Source organism: Cognatundibacterium griseum (genome assembly GCF_014284195.1).
GTDB classification, from domain to species: Bacteria; Pseudomonadota; Gammaproteobacteria; order Burkholderiales; family Burkholderiaceae_D; genus Undibacterium; species Undibacterium griseum.
In genome coordinates this window covers 449239-468300 of sequence record NZ_JACOGC010000003.1, presented here as the reverse complement: position 1 = coordinate 468300, position 19062 = coordinate 449239, and the positions used below count along the sequence as shown (strand labels likewise).

The following is a 19062-nucleotide window of genomic DNA, read 5'->3' as shown; positions in this document are numbered from 1 at the left end:
CGAGTTGGTACCACCCCTTCCCATCCCGAACAGGACCGTGAAACGACTCTGCGCCAATGATAGTGCTGCAACCAGTGTGAAAGTAGGTTATCGTCAGGCTTGTAATCTGCGACCCCCCGTTACCCAGCGTAGCGGGGGGTTTTGCTTTTGCGGGTGGCATGTATAACGTCACGTCAATGTGCGAACAGCCACTGCCTGAGTGCTGCCGTTCTCCCGAAACCCGAAACCCGAAAACGTGCAGTGCTCAGACCGGGCGCGGCCAGTGCCGTGCCGGTCAGTCAAAGCCGTCTTCAGAAGGGGAAGCCGGCCTTGAGGACTGCAAGGTTTGCTCCAGGGTTCGGGTGCTTGATGGCGCCGTTGGAGAAATGCTGGACTTTGAGGGAGAGGTCCAGGCCATTCTGGAATACATAGCCGACGCCAATATGGTCACCAAACTGGAAGGCGGTGGAAAACTGCCTGCCGTTATTGCTGTAAATGTGCGAGAACAAGTGCGCACCTACTGCCGCTTCGCCATACAAACCTTTTTTCGAGTCGTTTTGCAGGCGGAATACCGGTGTAATACCAACATCGGTAATGTTTTGTGTGGCACCACTGACACCCTGATACGCATTATTGCGCCATTGCGCCAGCGTCAGATCCCAATAGCCACCCAGGTGGGTACCATTTGATTGAAACCAGGTCTTATCCCAGTTCCATTGAACACCTGCTCTGACAAATTGTGATTTGTTTCCCGACGCAAATTCACCGGAAAAAGAATCTACTGCATGAGCACTGGACTGTGTGAGCAGCACACCGAGTGCAATCAATAAAGTTTTTTTGTTGAGAAATTTCATAAAGATCGTCGCAAACAAAGGGAAAACCTCAGGATAGCACGATACGCTGACCGGGTTTTGCCCGTTGCAGCGCAAAAAAACGATACTATGCGATTTACGCCAAACTGAATTCAAAATTCTTTATGACAAAAAATTTAGGCATCGCATTTTTAGGCATTGGTCTGATGGGAAAACCAATGGCTGCCCGGTTGTTGAGCGCAGGTTACATGCTGCATGTATGGAACCGTACTACACAAAAAGCAAGACAGCTTGCACCATCGGGTGCCGTGATTGCAGAAACTCCACAGCAAGCAGTTCAGACTGCCGGATGGCAGGCGGATGTCGTCATTACCATGCTGGATGCCGGGCCGGTCGTCGCAACTATTCTGCAGGAGTTACTCCCGGTGCTGACTCCGGGCATGATCGTGATTGACATGAGTTCGACCCGTCAATCGGAAGCGCAGCAGTTTTCTGCACTGTTGGCACAGCATGGCGTAGTTTTTATCGATGCGCCTGTTTCTGGCGGCGTCATTGGTGCGGAGGCGGGAAGTCTCGCCATCATGGCCGGTGGACCTGCCGATAGCTACGAACGCATTACCCCGCTGTTGATGGAAATGGGACGTCCGACGCTGGTCGGACAGGCGGGTGCCGGACAGCTGGCGAAACTGTGCAATCAGCTGATTGTTGGCGGAACGATCAATATCGTTGCGGAGGCGTTACTGCTGGCTGAGGCCGGAGGCGCGGACCCGGTCGCTGTGCGTCAGGCGCTGCGTGGCGGTTTTGCTGAAAGCCGTATACTGGAAGTCCATGGACAGCGTATGCTGGATCGCAGTTTTCTGCCCGGTGGCCAAGTTAAGACGCAGGCAAAAGACATGGATAACATTCAGGATGCTGCGTCGAAAGCAGGTCTGGAACTGCCTTTGACTAATCTGGTCAGTGCAATATATCGCGATTTATTGCAGACCCATCCGACAGCGGATCATTCCGCGGCCCTGCTGGAGCTGGAGAAGCATCATCCCGGCATCCGCTTGGGTAAGGGCGACGATCGTTTGCCGTAATCGCGCAGCAGTATTGCCCTGGCAAATAATCTGCTGGCCTGGCTGTGTACATGTCATGCATGCGGCCCGTACCTGAAACAAAATGAGATTGAGGAGTGAGAATGAGCAGCATGGTCCGTGGTGTGTGTCCACATGATTGTCCGGATACCTGTGCCTTGCAGATTACCGTGGAAAACGGGAAGGCTGTCGCTGTCAAAGGTGATCCTGCGCATCCGACAACTGCGGGTGTGCTGTGTACCAAAGTGTCGCGCTATACGGAGCGGACATATCATCCTGACCGCCTGCTGTATCCCCAGAAGCGGGTTGGAAAAAAAGGAGAAGGGCTGTTTGAGCGCATCAGCTGGGATGAGGCGCTGACATGTATCAGCGAGAAATTGACGGAGATTGCCGCAAAAAATCCGCTGGCGATTCTGCCTTACAGCTATGCCGGCACAATGGGATTGCTGCAGGGGGATGGCATGTCGCAGCGATTTTTCCACCGCATCGGCGCTTCATTTCTGGACCGGACGATTTGCGCCACGGCCGGTGGTACCGGCTATAAGTACACCATCGGTTCCCGCATGGGCACCGACACAGAACAAACCCAGAATGCGCGTCTGATCATTATCTGGGGCGGTAATCCGATTGCGTCCAATCTGCATTTCTGGACCCGTGCCCAGGAAGCAAAACGGCACGGTGCAAAGCTGATTGCGATTGATCCCTATCGTTCACTGACTGCCGAAAAATGTCATCAGCACATTGCCTTATTGCCCGGAACGGATGCCGCGCTGGCCCTTGGTCTCATGCATGTACTGATCCGCGATAATCTGCTGGATCATGATTACATCGCGCAGCATACGCTGGGATTTGAACAACTGCGGCGGCGTGCCGCAGAATGGCCGCCCGAGCGGGTCGCGACTGTGTGCGGTATCTTTGCCGGAGAAGTCGAACAGCTGGCACGGGAATATGGCGAAGGTGCGCGCCGTGGCGAAGCCAGTCTGATCCGGATGAATTATGGCGTCCAGCGCACCCATGGCGGCGGAATGGCGGTGCGTAATATCGCTTGCCTGCCTGCGCTGGTAGGCGCTTGGCGGCATGCTGCGGGCGGTGTTCAGTTGTCGCTGTCGGACGCTTTCCCGAAAAATACCGGCTATCTGCAAAGGCCGGATCTTTTTCCGGCTGGACAAGCGCAGCGGACTATCAACATGAGCACGATCGGCGATGCGCTGTTGCACGAAGCCTCTGCGGAATTCGGCCCTGCCATTGAGGCCTTGATCGTGTATAACTCCAATCCTGTGGCAGTCGCCCCTGAGTCAGCGAGAGTGGCGCAGGGCTTTGCCAGGGAAGATTTGTTCACGGTTGTTCTGGAGCATTTTCAGACCGATACCGCCGATTATGCGGATATTCTGCTGCCTGCCACCACGCAGCTCGAGCATACCGACATCCACAGCACATACGGCCACCTGTACATGATGGCCAATAATCCGGCGATTGCGCCATTGGGCGAAGCGAAGCCCAATACGGAAATTTTCCGCTTACTGGCACAGAAAATGGGATGGGATGATCCCTGCTTCCGCGAATCCGACGATCAGATGGCCAGTCAGGCTTTCCTGCGCGATGATCCGCGTGCCGCAGGTTTTGACTGGAGCCGGCTGAAACAGCAGGGCTGGCAGAAAGTCAGCCTGCCAGATGCACCGTTCGCTCACGGCGGCTTTGCCACGCCGTCCGGCAAATGCGAATTTTTTTGCCAGCGCATGCAGGATGATGGTCTTGATCCTCTGCCGACCTATATTCCGCCTTATGAGTCGGTTGCCAGTAATCCGGAGCTGGCACGGGAATTTCCGCTAGCCATGATTTCACCGCCGGCACGTAACTTCCTGAATTCGACCTTTGTGAATGTGCAAAGCCTGCGCGATGTGGAAGGAGAGCCGCATCTGGACATCCATCCACAGGATGCGGCGGTGCGTGTTATCCGGCATGGCGACCAGGTCAGGATTTTTAACCGTCGCGGCAGCTTTACCGCCAAAGCAAGGGTGACCGATAAAACCCGTGCCGGCCTGGTCGTGGGCTTGTCGATCTGGTGGAAAAAGCTGGCCAGCGATGATAAAAATGCCAATGAGGTGACCAGTCAGCGTCTGACGGACATGGGTGGTGGCCCCACGTTTTATGATCTGCTGGTGCAGGTTGAAAAAGTGCAGGACGTTGTGCCTGCTGCCGCAGGCTGATGCGACGCCACTCCCGGACAGGTTGACTGCGACCTGCCAGTGAGCGTGTATTCAGAACAGCATCGCGCTGGCTGAAACCGATTGGTTCAGGTTCCTAGAGGATATTTTCAACTGAGGGCTAAATTGCTTGCCTTGCCGATATTTAGCCGATAGGATCGGTCACAGCGTATTATAATCATCAAAAAGAACGACCATGCTTTTTATTGGTCGTGTAGCGGAATTATCTTATCTACACAATAACGATCAGAGACGAGGAAATATATGGACAAGTTTTGGCTCAAATCCTACCCGGAAGGAATCCCTGCAGAAGTCGATGTCACACAGTACCAGTCTCTGGTTCAGTTACTCGAAGAAGCATTCAAGAAATTTGCGGCGCGCAATGCGTATGCCTGCATGGGGAAATTCCTGACGTACGGAGAACTGGACCGTTTGTCCCGGAATCTGGGCGCCTGGCTGCAAAGCCGGGGTTTGGAGAAAGGCGCCCGCGTCGCCATCATGATGCCGAATGTGCTGCAATATCCGGTCGTTATGGCGGCGATTCTGCGTGCCGGTTATGCCGTCGTGAATGTGAATCCTCTGTACACGCCGCGTGAACTGGAACACCAGTTAAAAGACTCCGGCGCCGAGGCGATTTTTATCCTGGAAAACTTTGCCACCACGCTGGAACAGATCGTGGCGAAAACGAATGTGAAGCACATCGTGGTCGCCAGCATGGGCGATCTGCTGGGCGGCATGAAAGGTGCAATCGTCAATTTCGTCGTCCGTAATGTGAAGAAAATGGTACCGGAATTCCGCCTGCCTAACGCCCAGCGTTTCAATCAGGTACTGTCCGAAGCACAGAAACTGTATTTCCAGCCTGTGGCAATCAAGAGCGACGATGTCGCCTTTTTGCAATACACCGGCGGCACGACCGGCGTCTCGAAAGGTGCGACTTTGCTGCACCGGAACGTGGTGGCGAACGTGCTGCAGAATGATGCCTGGTTATGCGCGAACATGGCTGGCCATGAAGACGAAGCAAAAATCATCGTCTGCGCTTTACCGCTCTACCATATCTTTGCACTGACGGTTTGCTCCCTGTTGGGAACCCGCATCGGCGCGATGAACTTGCTGATCCCGAATCCGCGCGATATTCCCGGATTCATCAAGGAACTGAAAAACTACAAGGTCAATATTTTCCCGGCAGTCAATACGCTGTACAACGGCCTGCTGAATAATCCGGAATTCGCCAAACTCGATTTTTCCGGTTATGAAATCTGTAGCGGCGGCGGAATGGCGGTGCAAAAAGCCGTGGCCGATAAGTGGCTCAAAGTGACTGGCTGCGCGATTGCCGAGGGATACGGTTTGTCCGAAACCTCGCCGGTGGCGACCGCTAATCCGGCAAATACCAAGGAATTTTCCGGCACGATCGGTCTGCCGATTCCTTCCACAGAAATCCAGATACTGGACGATGATGGCAATCCTGTTCCGTTGGGACACGCCGGTGAAATTGCGATCCGTGGCCCGCAGGTGATGGCGGGTTACTGGAACCGGCCGGACGAAACTGCCAAAGTGATGACCCCTGACGGTTTCTTTAAAACCGGTGACGTCGGCATCATGGATTTCCGCGGCTACACCACCATTGTTGACCGTAAAAAAGACATGATCCTGGTCTCCGGCTTCAATGTGTACCCGAATGAAATCGAAGGTGTGGTGGCACTGCATCCCGGTGTGCTGGAATGCGCCTGTATCGGTGTGCCGGACGCGAATTCCGGTGAAGCTGTGAAGTTGTTTGTCGTGCGCAAGGATCCGTCGCTGACCGTGGATCAGTTGATGGACTATTGCAAAGAACAGTTCACCGCCTACAAGAAGCCGAAATACATAGAATTCCGTCTGGAATTGCCGAAGACAAATGTCGGTAAAATCCTGCGCCGTGAATTGCGCGATGAAAAGAAATCCGCCTGAGCAGATATATCGCACAGAGATAAAAAAACAGATACTCCCCCTTAAAAATCAAGAAAATGGCCTGACGCCCAGATAATGCAAGGGTCTCAGAATATACTAGGGGGAGTATATTGAATAAAAAAGGAAGGCTTGCGGCCTTCCTTTTTTTATGGGTGCGACTTTGCGGCGTGTTGCGTTCAGCCGCAGATCTGAAACAACTGGCTGGTCGATATGTTCATTAGCAGGCCTGGTTCCTCAGATGGTATTGACTCCGGTTTTACCGTCCTCAACGAAAAAACTCCTGAGCGTGCTGATGCCGGAATCGGCGCGTAATACATCGTCGAGCGCCATGAAGTGCGTCAGCATCCGGGATTCTGAAATCTCGAGCAACATGAAGCCGCGCTGATCACTGCGGCCAAATTTGATATGCGGATTCTGGGCCACGATCTGATCGGTCTGCGCTTGCGGGCGGGAATTCGAGGTGATCGAGGTTCCGCAGAACTCCGTCGCCAGGACAGGATTCGATGGCGAGGAGCGGCTCCAGAAATCGCGCTTCAGGTTTGCTGCATAGAAGGTGTGCACATCGCCGGAGATCACCACCGGATTGGCAGGCTGGTGCTTCTGGATGTCGTCGAACAGGCGTTGCCGGGCTGCCGGGTAGCCGTCCCAGCCATCGGTCCAGAATTTTCCGCTGCCATCCTGATTCACATTGCTCAGATTGCTTTGCGCCAGAAAGGTTTGCTGAGTGAGGATATTCCACTTCGCATTCGACGAGGCAAAGCCGCGTGCCAGCCATTTTTCCTGTTCTGTGCCGAGCAGGCTCAGCGAGGGATCGGCGCGCGCCGGACATTCCGCCTGTGTGATGACATTCGAGCCGCCGCGACCGGGTTTCGGACAGACCTGCGGATGCCGGTATTGCCGGTCATCGAGCACATGAAACCGCGCCAGCCTGCCCCAGTCATAACGGTCGTAAATCCGCATGTGGGCAAATTGCGACGGCAAGACTGTAACCTGCCGCAAACGTACCGGCATATGTTCATAAAACGCCTGATAGGCTGCCGCCCGTCGCTGGATGAAATTCGGATCCAGCCGTTCGTCCCGGTCATTGCCATAATCATTGCAGACTTCATGGTCGTCCCAGGTCACGATCCACGGCGCGGCATGGTGTGCTGCCTGCAACTGACGGTCGCTCTTGTACTGGGCATAACGGGCGCGGTAATCGGCCAGCGTATAGCTTTCGATATCCCGTCGCCGCGGCCTGGCCGGATGTTTCAGATCGTAAGGCCCCCACTCATAAATGTAATCGCCGAGAAAGGTCACCAGATCGGGATTGGCGCGGGCGATGTGGCCATGTGCTGCGTACTCGCCGTATTCCCAGTGCTGACAGGATGCCACGGCCAGTTTCAGTGTGCCGTGCGGCGCGTCGATGGCCGGCGCGGTACGGGTGCGCGCGACCGGACTGATCGCGTCGCCATGCATAAAGCGATACCAGTACCAGCGATCCGGACGCAGGCCGGTGACATCCACATGGACGCTGTGCGCCAGATCGGGCAAGGCAAACACCTCACCGCTGGTCACGATGTGTTTAAAGGCTTCATCTTCCGCCACTTCCCACAAGACCTTGTAAACCGTGGGCGGCAGGGCTTGCGCGTTCAGGGGATCCGGCAGCAGGCGGGTCCAGATGACGACGCTGTCATGCCGTGGCGAGCCTGAGGCGACGCCGAGCGTGAATGGGTATGCGGTGCTGCGTTCTGCAGCGTAACCGGGAAAGGCTTTAGACAGCGCAGCCAGCGCCGCGAGCTGCAGCCCGCGCTGCACAAACAGGCGGCGTGAGGTCATTATGCGCTGGCTGACAGCGATTCGAGCGGTGGGATCTGGCGTGGTTTGCGATCCTCGCCGGTTGCCACATAAGTCAGCGTGGCTTCAGTGACTTTGACCGTGCTGGCCTGCAGACGGTTGCGCTCGGCATAGACTTCGACAGCAATGGTGATGGAGGTGTTACCGACTTTCACGACATCGGCATAAAACGACAGCAGATCACCGACAAATACCGGTTGCTTGAACAGAAAGGAGTTCACCGCGATCGTGGCAACCCGGCCATTGGCGCGGCGCGCCGCCGGAATTGCTCCGGCAATATCGACCTGCGCCATGATCCAGCCGCCGAAAACGTCACCGTGCACATTGGCATCAGAGGGCATAGGCATCACGCGCAGAGTGGGCATGCGTGCCGGAAGCGTGGTTTCGAGATGATCGGACATCGTTGGGTTCCTTAAAACGTTACAATCAATACTTATTCTGTTTTTCCGCCCGCATTTGCGAGGGTTGGCGTTCATCGCCGGAAAACAGAGCAAGCTGTCAGCGGGCAGTGTTGCCGCGGGGCTGGGCCGTGCATATACATGGCGTTGCGTTGCCCCAGGCAGTTTGCCCGACATGATAAACCACTTCGAGAAAAGACACTTCCGATGCGTCGCAGAGAAAACACTGGCAGCCGCCTTCCTGACAATCCCGCAGCCAGCCAGCCACGCGGCGACTGGTCGACCATACGCACCCTGCTGCCATATCTGTGGGCGTACAAATGGCGGGTGCTGCTGGCACTCTCGTTTCTGGTCGGCGCCAAGCTGGCGAATGTGGGGGTGCCGCTGATTCTGAAACAATTGATTGACCACATGACGGTCACCCCGGCGCATCCGGCAGCGCTGATGGTGTTGCCGGTCAGTCTGCTGATTGCCTATGGCGCGTTACGCTTGTCCACCACCGCCTTCACGGAATTGCGGGAATTCGTGTTTGCCAGAGTGACGCAACGTGCCGTGCGCACCATCGCGTTGAGAGTATTTCGTCATCTGCACGCCTTGTCGCTACGTTTTCATCTGAACCGGCAGACCGGCGGTGTGACGCGCGATATCGAGCGCGGTACCCGCGCAGTGTCCTCGCTGGTGTCCTATGCTTTGTTCAGCATTGTGCCGACATTGCTGGAAATCGCGCTGGTGCTGATTTACCTCAGTACGCATTACGATATCTGGTTCAGCCTCATTACATTTGGCGCACTGGTCACCTATATTATTTTCACGATTTCCGTCACCGAATGGCGCACCCATTTCCGGCGTACGATGAATGAGCTCGATTCCAAAGCGCACACCAAGGCAATTGATTCCTTGCTCAATTATGAAACCGTCAAATACTTCGGTAATGAAGAATATGAAGTGCAGCGCTACGATCAGGGACTGAAAAATTTTGAGATTGCCGCCGTCAAATCACAAAGCAGCCTGTCTCTGCTCAATACCGGGCAGTCATTGATCATTGCAAGCGCGGTCACGCTGATTCTGTGGCGTGCCACGCAGGGCGTGATTGACGGCAAGATGAGTCTGGGCGATCTGGTACTGGTCAATTCATTCATGCTGCAGCTGTATATCCCGCTGAATTTTCTGGGTGTGCTGTACCGTGAAATCAAACAGAGTCTGGCAGACATGGAAAAGCTGTTTTCCCTGCTCGACCAGAATCAGGATGTGGCTGACCGGCCCGGTGCTGCGGTATTGCAGATCGCGCAGCAGGGTGGTGCTGAAATACGGTTTGAGCATGTGAATTTCAGCTACGAAGAAAAGCGTCAGATTTTATTTGATGTGAACTTCACGATTCCGGCTGGTACCACGACTGCCGTTGTCGGACATAGCGGTTCCGGTAAATCGACGCTGTCGCGCCTGCTGTTCCGGTTTTACGATATCCAGTCCGGCGTTATCCGCATTGCCGGTCAGGATGTGCGCGACGTCATGCAGTCTTCAGTACGCGCTGCAATTGGCATCGTGCCGCAGGATACGGTGCTGTTTAACGACACCATCGAATACAACATCGCTTACGGCAGGCCGGGAGCGGATAAAGATGAAATCATCGCGGTGGCGAAAGCTGCCTATATCCATGATTTCATCGAGTCGCTGCTGGATGGTTATCAGACCATGGTCGGTGAGCGCGGCCTCAAATTATCCGGCGGCGAAAAGCAGCGGGTGGCGATTGCCCGCACCTTGCTGAAAAATCCATCGATCCTGATTTTTGACGAAGCCACGTCAGCACTGGATTCGCAGGCCGAGCAGATGATACAGGCGCAGCTCAAGGAGATTGCTGCAGGTCATACCAGTCTGGTGATCGCGCATCGCCTGTCGACGATTGCTGATGCGCAGCAGATCCTGGTGATGGACAAAGGCCGCATCGCCGAGCGCGGTACGCATCAGGAATTGCTGGCGCGACAGGGCCTGTATGCGCAGATGTGGGAACGTCAGCAAAGCGGCGCCAGTGATGGCGGTGAGACCGCTGATGTTGCTGATGCCGCCGGTACCGTCACCGGACTGATGCCCGCTGCCTGACCGGCCGGATACGGACAGGCGGTTCATCAACAATCCCTCATCAGAACAGACAGAGTGCAGTTATGGAAACCAAATGGTTAGAAGATTTCGTATCACTGGCGGAGACCAACAGTTTCAGCCGTTCGGCAGAATTGCGGCATGTGACCCAGCCTGCATTTTCCCGCCGCATCCAGTCACTGGAAGCCTGGCTGGGCAGCGACCTGATTGACCGCACCTCGTATCCGACGCGCCTCACCCATGCCGGGGAAGTGTTTTACGAACAGGCGATCGCGATGCTGGGGCAGATCAACAATGCGCGCGCCCTGTTGCGCGGCAAACGCACCAGCACCCAGACCACTGTTGATTTCGCCGTACCGCATACGCTCTCGCTGACCTATGTGCCGCGCTGGCTGACCGGGCTGGAGTCAGCATTCGGTGAAATCAACAGCCGTTTGCTGGCGCTGAATGTGCATGATGCGGTGATGACGCTGGTGGAGGGTGGTTGCGATCTGCTGTTGTGCTATCACCATCCGCGCCAGCCGCTATTGCTCGACGCCAGTCAGTACGACATGATCAGCATGGGCAGCGAAGCCCTGCGTGCCTATACCCGCTGCAATAAACAGGGGCTGCCGGAATTGCAGTTGCCCGGTACGCCGGATACACCATTGCCATTTCTTGCTTACGCCAATAATGCGTATCTGGGGCGCATGGTGGATCTGATTCTGAACGACGCCAGAGTACCGCTGCATCTGGAAAAATGCTATGAAACGGATATGGCGGAAGGCCTGAAAATGATGGCGCTGGAAGGCCGCGGCATTGCGTTCCTGCCGGAGTCGGCGGTGACCCGCGAGCTCAAGCAGAAGCAGCTGGCGCGCGCCGATGGCAACAGCGGCGGATGGGAAGTGAATATGGAAATCCGCCTGTACCGCGAGCGGCCTTCACTGCAGCGCCCGGGCAAGCTGATTGTGTCGCGCCTGTGGGATTATCTGGAGCAGTTGCAGGACAGCGGCAAGAACAGCAAACCGAAACGGACCCGGCTGGCATCTGAAAAATAAGCGCCGGACGCATACGAAATGTAAGGAAAAAAGACAATGCAGGCAACAGTCAGGGCAACAACGCGGGTAATACGGCAGGCACTCAAACAGAGAAAGAAATAAGCAGGGCAGAACTGGCGGCACCCGATGTTACCTGAAGTCCAGTTGTATGGTTATGCAATTAGTGCATAGATAAATGCAAACAAAGCATTGGCTGACCCCTGAGCGATAAGACTACTATGCCTCACCTTCCGGACGGGCTGCCGATCGTGGCCGCGGAATGCTGAATAACATGTCTTAACACCACAGGAGGCCATACCATGTCCAGCCAACACCAGATCCCGTCCTATCTTACCCCGACAGAGACAGGTCCTTGGTCCGTGTATCTCGAACAGATTGACCGCGTCACCCCGTATCTGGGCCATTTGTCACGCTGGGTGGAAACCCTGAAGCGCCCTAAGCGCATCCTGATCGTGGATGTTCCGATCGAGCGCGATGACGGCACGATTGCCCACTTTGAGGGCTACCGTGTGCAACACAATACCTCACGCGGCCCGGGCAAGGGTGGTGTGCGTTTCCATCAGGATGTGACCCTGTCCGAAGTGATGGCGCTGTCTGCCTGGATGACGATCAAAAATTCTGCCGTGAATGTCCCTTACGGTGGTGCCAAGGGCGGTATCCGGGTCGATCCGAAAACCCTGTCGCGTGGCGAACTGATGCGCATGACCCGTCGCTACACCTCGGAAATCGGCATCATCATTGGCCCGGACAAAGATATTCCGGCACCGGACGTCAACACCAATGAGCAGACCATGGCGTGGATGATGGATACCTACTCCATGAACGAAGGCCGCACAGCCACCGGCGTCGTGACCGGTAAACCGATTTCCCTCGGCGGCAGTCTGGGACGCCGCGAAGCGACCGGGCGCGGCGTGTTTGTGGTCGGCTCTGAAGCCGCTGCCAAGATTGGCCTGAATATTGCTGGTGCAAGAATTGCTGTGCAGGGTTTTGGTAATGTCGGCGGCATCGCAGCGCGCCTGTTTGCCGAAGCAGGCGCAAAGATTGTGGCGGTTCAGGACCATGGCGGCACCATTTTCCATTCCAACGGACTCGATACGCACAAATTGCTGGAGCATGTGGCAGCCAACGGCAGTGTTGCCGGGTTCACCGGTGTGGAAGCGGTGTTGCCGAACGAGGAATTCTGGGCGGTGAATTGCGACATCATGATTCCGGCGGCGCTGGAGCAGCAGATCACTGAAAAAAATGCCGGACAGATCCGTGCCCGGATCATTCTGGAAGGCGCAAACGGCCCGACCACGCCGGAAGCAGACGACATCCTGCGCGACAAAGGTGTGCTGGTGGTGCCGGACGTGATTGCCAATGCCGGCGGTGTGACGGTGTCGTACTTTGAATGGGTGCAGGATTTTTCCAGCTACTTCTGGACGGAAGATGAAATCAACCAGCGTCTGACCCGCATCATGCGCGAGGCATTCAGCGCGGTCTGGCAGGTGACGGAAGACAAGCAGGTATCGCTGCGGACTGCCGCGTTTATCATCGGCTGTTCCCGGGTGCTGCAGGCGCGTGAAGTACGCGGCCTGTATCCATAAACGTTTGCTGCCCGGTTCTGCGCACGCTTGTTGTGCAGAACCGGAAACGTCGTGCGGATTGGCAAAAAAATGCCCCATGATCTAAGCTGCAACGAATACGGCAGTCAGATGCATGGGGAGATAAATTTATTGCTTTTTTGAGCATGGTTATTCATATATTTGGTTGGTGTCAGGTGTGTCCGGCTAAAACCAAATAAAATTTTGTAAGAGATCGTTTTTTCATTTGGACTCAAGTGCTGTTTTTTATTACTATCCCGTCCTTGTCAAAAGGAGGTTGTATGAAAGTAGTCAATCGATGGTTGAAGACCGGTTTGCTTGGCGTCTGCGCCCTGAGCATTCCGCTTTCATGCGCCGCCGACACCCTGAGTCATATCCGGGAAACCCAGACCATCACGATTGCACACCGTGAGGCATCCGTTCCCTTCTCTTATCTGACCGAGTCGAAAACGCCGCTCGGTTACTCCGTCGATATCTGTCTGAAACTGGTCGATGCGATCAAAAAAGAACTCAAGCTGCCTCAGCTCAAAGTGAATTACCTGCTGGTGACCACCAGTAACCGTATTCCTGCGATTGTGGAAGGCAAGGCCGACATGGAATGCGGCTCCACCACCAATAATGCCGAGCGCCGCAAGCAAGTCAGCTTCACCATTCCGCATTTTTTTGCCACGACCCGCATGATTGTGCGCACTGATTCCGGCATCAGGAACTGGCTCGATCTCAGAGATAAAAAAGTCGTCACCACCAAAAGCACCACGACCGTCAAATTACTGGCGGACCGCGACAAAGCACGCAATCTGAATCTGCGGCTGCTGGAGGGCAACGACCATGCCGAGTCGTTTGGCATGATTGAAAAATTCCAGGCCGACGCTTTCCCTATGGATGACGTATTGCTGTACGGCTTTAAGGCCAACGCCAAAGATCCTGAAAAATACGCAATCGTCGGCGACCCTTTATCGACTGAGCCTTATGCGATCATGCTGCGCAAGGACGACCCCGCTTTCAAGGAGTTGCTGGACCGCGAAATGGCACGCCTGATGAATGACGGTGAAATCACCCGGCTGTATGACAAATGGTTCAGAAAACCGATTCCGCCCAAAGGCGCGAACCTGAATATGCCGATGGGATTTTTGTTGCGGGATAATCTCCGTTTCCCGACGGATAAAGTGGCCGACTGAAGTAAAGTTTGAAGTCCTGAGCCTGGCTGCAGGTAAACGGTAGAAAAGAGTAAAAAATAAGCGGTTGCTGCAAATAGACGACGTTTTACGTATTTGTACGTATTACTGAAGTGAAAAATAAAGATCAGTGCTCTGAGGGTTTTGATACACTCCGCAGTGTGATCTTTTTTGGATTAACTTGAGGAGATAGTATGAAATTATTAAAAGTTCTGGCATTGATGATGAGTGCAGGTCTGATCGCAGGCGCAGCGCAGGCGCAGGAAACCGGCACACTCAAAAAAATCAAGGAAACCGGTACGATCACTCTGGGGGTGCGCGATTCGTCCATTCCCTTCTCTTATCTGGACGATAAACAATCCTATCAGGGTTACTCGATTGATCTGTGCATGAAAATCGTCAGCGCAGTACAGCGTCAGCTGGGCATGAGCAGCCTGAATGTGAAGCTCAATCCGGTGACTTCGGCGACCCGTATTCCCCTGATGGCAAACGGCACGATCGATCTGGAGTGCGGTTCCACGACGAATAACGCAGAACGTCAGAAGCAGGTTGCCTTTGCGCCGACCACTTTCGTGACTGCCAACCGTATCCTGGCAAAAAAATCATCCAACATCAAATCGCTGGCTGACCTCAAGGGCAAGTCTGTCGTGTCCACTTCCGGTACAGCCAATCTGAAGCAGCTGACCACACTGAATGCAGACCAGAATCTGGGCATGAACATTCTGCCTGCCAAAGATCATGCAGAAGCATTCCTGATGGTCGAAACCGGCCGCGCAGTGGCGTTCGTGATGGACGATATCCTGTTGGCATCGCTGGCTGCGAACTCCAAAAATCCTGGCGAATATGAGATCAGCAAGGAAGCCCTGTCGGTCGAGCCATACGGCATCATGCTGCGCAAAGACGATACTGCATTCAAAAAGGTGGTGGATACCGCGATTGGCAATGTGCTGACTTCCGGCGACATCAACCGCATTTACCACAAGTGGTTCATGCAGCCAATTCCGCCAAAAGGTATTTCGCTGAACTGGCCTGCTTCCGAGCAGCTCAAGGCGGTGATGGCCAAGCCAACTGACTCCGGTGATCCGGCTGTTTATGCCGTTGTTCCGGAAGCGCAGAAAGCGGTTCTGAAAAAGAAAAAGTAAACGTAGTTTGTTGAGATTGTAGTGAAATCATCAACGGGGGGTGATACTCGCCTCCCGTTTTAATTTGGAACGGTAAAAAGGCTGATGACTGGCATAACCTTTCCGGCATAACCGGAATCGGGTTTCCCACTGTCTTTCTGATAAATCCCGAAACAGCCACACCGGGCATCATCCCGGCAACCGGTGAGCGTTCCGCATAACCAAGATGATCCACTTTGTTTGAGGGGAAGTAAGATGAATTACAACTGGAATTGGAATATTTTCTGGGAGACTGCACCGGATGGCGCAGGCACCTACATGGATTCTCTGATTGCCGGTATGTGGTGGACGCTGGCAACAGCGGCGCTGGCGTGGATCATCGCGCTGGTACTGGGCGCCGTGATCGGCACCATCCGCACCACACCAAATAAATGGGCAGTTAAATTTGCCAACGGCTATGTGGAACTGTTCCGCAACATTCCGCTGCTGGTACAAATGTTTCTGTGGTATTTCGTGATGCCGGAACTGGTGCCGACGGACATGGGAAACTGGCTCAAGGCATTGCCAAACGCACCGTTTATCACCGCCGTGCTAAGCCTCGGTTTCTTTACTTCGGCGCGCGTTGCCGTGCAGGTGTCGACAGGCATTAATGCTTTGCCGCGCGGTCAGCGCATGGCAGGAACCGCGCTGGGACTGACGCTGCCGCAGACGTACCGCTATGTGCTGCTGCCGATGGCGTTCCGTATCATTATTCCGTCACTGACCAACGAGGTGGCGGCGATTATCAAGAACAGTTCGGTGGCACTGACCATTGGCCTGATGGAGCTGACCGCCAGCGCGCGCTCTATGCAGGAATTTTCCTTTCAGGTATTTGAAGCCTTCACCGCAGCGACACTGATTTATCTGGCTGTCTCGGTGATCGCGATTGTGCTAGCGAATCTGCTGGAAAAATTCCTGGCGGTTCCTGGTTTCATCACTTCTGGCTCTGCCAAGACAGGGGGGCAATAATCATGTTTTCGAATTTCGATTTTGATGTGATCCAGCGTTCCTGGGTTTACCTGTTCACCACAGGCATGACCTTCACGCTGAAGCTGACTTTCCTGTCGATGATCGGCGGCACGGTTCTCGGTACACTGCTGGCGATGATGCGCTTGTCCAGCAACAAGCTGGTTTCTCTGGTGGCGACGACGTATGTGAATATCATGCGTTCGATTCCGCTGGTGATGGTGATTTTCTGGTTTTATTTTCTGGTGCCTTATATCGGTGCCTGGCTGACTGGCGCAAGCGAGCCGATGCAGATTGGCGCACTGTCGTCGTCGCTGATTACGTTCATCATGTTTGAGGCGGCGTATTACTGCGAGATCATGCGTTCGGGTATTCAGTCGATTCCGCGCGGACAGATCTGGGCCGGTTATGCGATCGGGATGAATTACTGGCAGACCATGGGTTATATCGTCTTACCGCAGGCATTCCGCAACATGCTGCCGGTGCTGCTGACGCAGACAATTGTTTTGTTCCAGGACGTTTCGCTGGTTTATGTCTTGTCGATCACCGATTTTGTCGGCGCGGCATCCAAAGTGGCGCAGCGCGATGGCCGTCTGGTCGAGATGTATTCATTTGTCGCGATTGTTTATTTCATCATGTGCTTCGGCTTGTCCAGCCTGGTGAAAAAATTGCAGCAGAAAGTCGCGATTATCCGCTAAACAGGCGCGGGACCGGCGCCACGGATGCGCCGGCTGCGCTGATATTTGCTACAGGATTTGGGAGATTCATATGATCAAAATTAATAATGTCAGTAAATGGTATGGTCAGTTTCAGGTGCTGACCGATTGCACCACCGAAGTCGCCAAAGGTGAAGTGGTCGTGGTGTGCGGCCCGTCGGGTTCGGGTAAGTCCACCCTGATTAAAACCGTCAATGGTCTGGAGCCGTTCCAGAAAGGCGAGATCACCGTGGAGGGGGTGTCTGTCGGTGATCCGAAAACCAATCTGTCCAAGCTGCGCGCCCGCATCGGCATGGTGTTCCAGAACTTTGAGCTGTTTCCGCATTTGTCGATTCGCCAGAATCTGACTTTGGGCCAGGTCAAGGTGCTGGGCCGTTCCGAAGAAGAGGCGGCCGAGCGCGGTCTGAAATATCTGGACCGCGTTGGTCTGCTGGCGCATAAAGACAAATTCCCCGGACAACTTTCCGGCGGTCAGCAACAGCGTGTCGCCATCGCCCGCGCCTTGTCGATGGACCCGATTGCGATGTTGTTCGACGAGCCGACGTCTGCGCTTGACCCGGAAATGATTAACGAGGTGCTCGATGTCATGGTCGGGCTGGCGCAGGAAGGCATGACCATGATGGTGGTCACGCACGAAATGGGATTCGCCAAAAAAGTCGCCAACCGCATCGTGTTCATGGACAAGGGCTTGATTGTGGAAGACTGCGCCAAGGATGAGTTCTTCACCAATGCCCGTTCAGACCGGGCACGGGATTTCCTCGCCAAGATCATCACGCATTAATCCTGATCTGACATCAGACTGCAAACTGCCTGCCAGGTTTTCACCGGCGGGCAGTTTTGCTTTGTGCCGGATTATTTTGCTGCGCATCAGATACTCCCATGAATATTTTAAAAATCTGCCTTGATGTCCATATAAAATAAAAGGGAGTTAAATATACTCAGGGGGAGTATATTTTTATTGTTTCAGCACGGTACGGGCAAAGGTAAAATGTCGCCTATCCGGTATTTGACCCTGAAAGTGATTATGCGCATGTCCCCGATTTCTTCCCTGACCATCACCCGTCCCGATGACTGGCACCTGCATCTGCGTGATGGCGCTGCTTTGTCCAGCGTTCTGCCGCATACTGCGGCGCAGTTTGCCCGTGCGATCGTGATGCCTAACCTGAAGCCGCCCGTGACGACAACCGGGCAGGCCGCCGCTTACCGCCAGCGCATTCTCGCTGCTTTGCCGGCAGGCATGCAGTTTGAACCACTGATGACGCTGTACCTGACCGACAATACGCCGCCGGATGAAATCCGCCGCGCCAAAGACAGTGGTTTTGTGCACGCCGTCAAACTGTATCCGGCAGGGGCGACCACGAATTCCGATGCCGGCGTGACCGATCTGAAAAAATGCTACAAGACGCTTGAAGTCATGCAGGAAGTCGGGCTGCCGTTTCTGGTGCATGGGGAAGTGACGGATGGTGCGATTGACCTGTTTGACCGCGAAGCCGTCTTCATCGAGCGTGTGATGCAGCCGCTGCGCAAAGATATGCCGGAACTGCGCGTCGTGTTTGAACACATCACCACCAGCGAAGCCGCTGCGTATGTGGCCGAAGCATCCGGTCCGGTGGCGGCGACCATCACCGCGCATCATCTGCTGTATAACCGCAATGAGATTTTCAAAGGCGGTATTCGTCCGCATTACTATTGCCTGCCCGTCCTGAAGCGGGAAACACACCGTCAGGCGCTGTTAAAGGCAGCCACTTCCGGCAGCCCCCGGTTCTTCCTCGGCACCGATTCTGCGCCGCATCCGAAAGGGCTGAAAGAACACGCCTGCGGCTGCGCCGGTTGCTACACCGCGCTGCATGCGATGGAACTGTATGCCGAAGCCTTCGATCAGGCGCAGGCACTGGATAAGCTGGAAGCGTTTGCCAGCTTCAACGGCCCGGATTTTTATCGTCTGCCACGTAACACCGGCACGATCACGCTCAAGCGCGAAGCCTGGACCTTGCCGGCAGAGTTGCCGTTTGCCGACACCACCATCGTGCCATTAAATGGTGGTGAAACCCTGCACTGGAAAATGCAGGCAGCCTGAGCAGC

At 54.8% G+C, this 19062-nt stretch carries 15 protein-coding genes and 1 rRNA gene; 13 read left to right on the top strand and 3 right to left on the bottom strand.

The genetic code is table 11. From position 1 onward, the window contains the following. Positions 1–99, top strand: a 5S ribosomal RNA gene (rrf, locus tag H8K27_RS10415); the annotation flags it as partial. Between the two features lie 191 nt (positions 100–290). On the opposite strand, the gene H8K27_RS10410 is transcribed toward rrf, so the two are convergent. After that, the gene (locus tag H8K27_RS10410) at positions 291–833 is read right to left on the bottom strand and encodes an acyloxyacyl hydrolase (protein WP_186863088.1); all 543 of its coding nucleotides are present in this window, start codon (positions 831–833) and stop codon (positions 291–293) included. A 122-nt stretch (positions 834–955) separates the two neighbouring features. Between H8K27_RS10410 and H8K27_RS10405 the strand changes: the two genes are divergently transcribed. The 3 genes from H8K27_RS10405 (at position 956) to H8K27_RS10395 (ending at position 6015) form a co-directional block, all read left to right on the top strand. Then, complete coding sequence (locus tag H8K27_RS10405; RefSeq protein ID WP_186863087.1) at positions 956–1870, top strand: NAD(P)-dependent oxidoreductase; 915 nt, start codon at positions 956–958, stop codon at positions 1868–1870. A gap of 101 nt (positions 1871–1971) precedes the next feature. Then, entirely contained in the window at positions 1972–4074 is a 2103-nt protein-coding gene (locus tag H8K27_RS10400) for a molybdopterin-containing oxidoreductase family protein (RefSeq protein ID WP_186863086.1), read from the top strand. A 261-nt stretch (positions 4075–4335) separates the two neighbouring features. Further along, a complete protein-coding gene (locus tag H8K27_RS10395; protein ID WP_186863085.1) occupies positions 4336–6015 on the top strand; it encodes a long-chain-fatty-acid--CoA ligase in 1680 nt (559 codons plus the stop codon). A gap of 234 nt (positions 6016–6249) precedes the next feature. On the opposite strand, the gene H8K27_RS10390 is transcribed toward H8K27_RS10395, so the two are convergent. Both H8K27_RS10390 and H8K27_RS10385 read right to left on the bottom strand, forming a co-directional pair. Beyond that, positions 6250–7833: an alkaline phosphatase D family protein gene (locus tag H8K27_RS10390; RefSeq protein WP_186863084.1), complete on the bottom strand. Its 1584-nt coding sequence runs from the start codon at positions 7831–7833 to the stop codon at positions 6250–6252. Continuing rightward, positions 7833–8252: an acyl-CoA thioesterase gene (locus H8K27_RS10385; protein WP_230419158.1), complete on the bottom strand. Its 420-nt coding sequence runs from the start codon at positions 8250–8252 to the stop codon at positions 7833–7835. Before H8K27_RS10385 ends, H8K27_RS10390 begins: the two co-directional genes overlap by 1 nt. 204 nt (positions 8253–8456) lie before the next feature. Between H8K27_RS10385 and H8K27_RS10380 the strand changes: the two genes are divergently transcribed. The 9 genes from H8K27_RS10380 (at position 8457) to pyrC (ending at position 19057) form a co-directional block, all read left to right on the top strand. Then, a complete protein-coding gene (locus tag H8K27_RS10380) occupies positions 8457–10346 on the top strand; it encodes an ABCB family ABC transporter ATP-binding protein/permease (RefSeq protein ID WP_186863083.1) in 1890 nt (629 codons plus the stop codon). Between the two features lie 62 nt (positions 10347–10408). After that, a complete protein-coding gene (locus H8K27_RS10375; RefSeq protein WP_186863082.1) occupies positions 10409–11380 on the top strand; it encodes a LysR family transcriptional regulator in 972 nt (323 codons plus the stop codon). Positions 11381–11679: 299 nt separating this feature from the next. Next, a complete protein-coding gene (locus H8K27_RS10370) occupies positions 11680–12966 on the top strand; it encodes a Glu/Leu/Phe/Val family dehydrogenase (RefSeq protein ID WP_176802887.1) in 1287 nt (428 codons plus the stop codon). A 278-nt stretch (positions 12967–13244) separates the two neighbouring features. Next, the gene (locus tag H8K27_RS10365; protein WP_186863081.1) at positions 13245–14141 is read left to right on the top strand and encodes an amino acid ABC transporter substrate-binding protein; all 897 of its coding nucleotides are present in this window, start codon (positions 13245–13247) and stop codon (positions 14139–14141) included. A gap of 191 nt (positions 14142–14332) precedes the next feature. After that, positions 14333–15280, top strand: coding sequence for a transporter substrate-binding domain-containing protein (locus H8K27_RS10360; protein WP_186863080.1), 948 nt, complete (start codon positions 14333–14335; stop codon positions 15278–15280). 234 nt (positions 15281–15514) lie between these two features. Then, positions 15515–16267 (top strand): amino acid ABC transporter permease, encoded by a 753-nt coding sequence (locus tag H8K27_RS10355; RefSeq protein WP_186863079.1) that lies wholly within the window; start codon positions 15515–15517, stop codon positions 16265–16267. Positions 16268–16269: 2 nt separating this feature from the next. After that, entirely contained in the window at positions 16270–16962 is a 693-nt protein-coding gene (locus H8K27_RS10350) for an amino acid ABC transporter permease (protein ID WP_186863078.1), read from the top strand. A gap of 70 nt (positions 16963–17032) precedes the next feature. Further along, entirely contained in the window at positions 17033–17761 is a 729-nt protein-coding gene (locus tag H8K27_RS10345; RefSeq protein WP_176802882.1) for an amino acid ABC transporter ATP-binding protein, read from the top strand. Between the two features lie 243 nt (positions 17762–18004). Next, entirely contained in the window at positions 18005–19057 is a 1053-nt protein-coding gene (gene pyrC / locus H8K27_RS10340; RefSeq protein WP_408058434.1) for a dihydroorotase, read from the top strand. Positions 19058–19062: the final 5 nt, after the last annotated feature.

Coding starts and splice junctions, on each gene's coding strand:
- H8K27_RS10355 (WP_186863079.1), top strand. CDS start 15,515: ATGAATTACAACTGGAATTGGAATATTTTCTGGGAGACTGCACCGGAT.
- H8K27_RS10380 (WP_186863083.1), top strand. CDS start 8,457: ATGCGTCGCAGAGAAAACACTGGCAGCCGCCTTCCTGACAATCCCGCA.
- H8K27_RS10410 (WP_186863088.1), bottom strand. CDS start 833: ATGAAATTTCTCAACAAAAAAACTTTATTGATTGCACTCGGTGTGCTG.
- H8K27_RS10390 (WP_186863084.1), bottom strand. CDS start 7,833: ATGACCTCACGCCGCCTGTTTGTGCAGCGCGGGCTGCAGCTCGCGGCG.
- H8K27_RS10385 (WP_230419158.1), bottom strand. CDS start 8,252: ATGTCCGATCATCTCGAAACCACGCTTCCGGCACGCATGCCCACTCTG.
- H8K27_RS10375 (WP_186863082.1), top strand. CDS start 10,409: ATGGAAACCAAATGGTTAGAAGATTTCGTATCACTGGCGGAGACCAAC.
- H8K27_RS10405 (WP_186863087.1), top strand. CDS start 956: ATGACAAAAAATTTAGGCATCGCATTTTTAGGCATTGGTCTGATGGGA.
- H8K27_RS10345 (WP_176802882.1), top strand. CDS start 17,033: ATGATCAAAATTAATAATGTCAGTAAATGGTATGGTCAGTTTCAGGTG.
- H8K27_RS10365 (WP_186863081.1), top strand. CDS start 13,245: ATGAAAGTAGTCAATCGATGGTTGAAGACCGGTTTGCTTGGCGTCTGC.
- H8K27_RS10370 (WP_176802887.1), top strand. CDS start 11,680: ATGTCCAGCCAACACCAGATCCCGTCCTATCTTACCCCGACAGAGACA.
- pyrC (WP_408058434.1), top strand. CDS start 18,005: ATGCGCATGTCCCCGATTTCTTCCCTGACCATCACCCGTCCCGATGAC.
- H8K27_RS10400 (WP_186863086.1), top strand. CDS start 1,972: ATGAGCAGCATGGTCCGTGGTGTGTGTCCACATGATTGTCCGGATACC.
- H8K27_RS10360 (WP_186863080.1), top strand. CDS start 14,333: ATGAAATTATTAAAAGTTCTGGCATTGATGATGAGTGCAGGTCTGATC.
- H8K27_RS10350 (WP_186863078.1), top strand. CDS start 16,270: ATGTTTTCGAATTTCGATTTTGATGTGATCCAGCGTTCCTGGGTTTAC.
- H8K27_RS10395 (WP_186863085.1), top strand. CDS start 4,336: ATGGACAAGTTTTGGCTCAAATCCTACCCGGAAGGAATCCCTGCAGAA.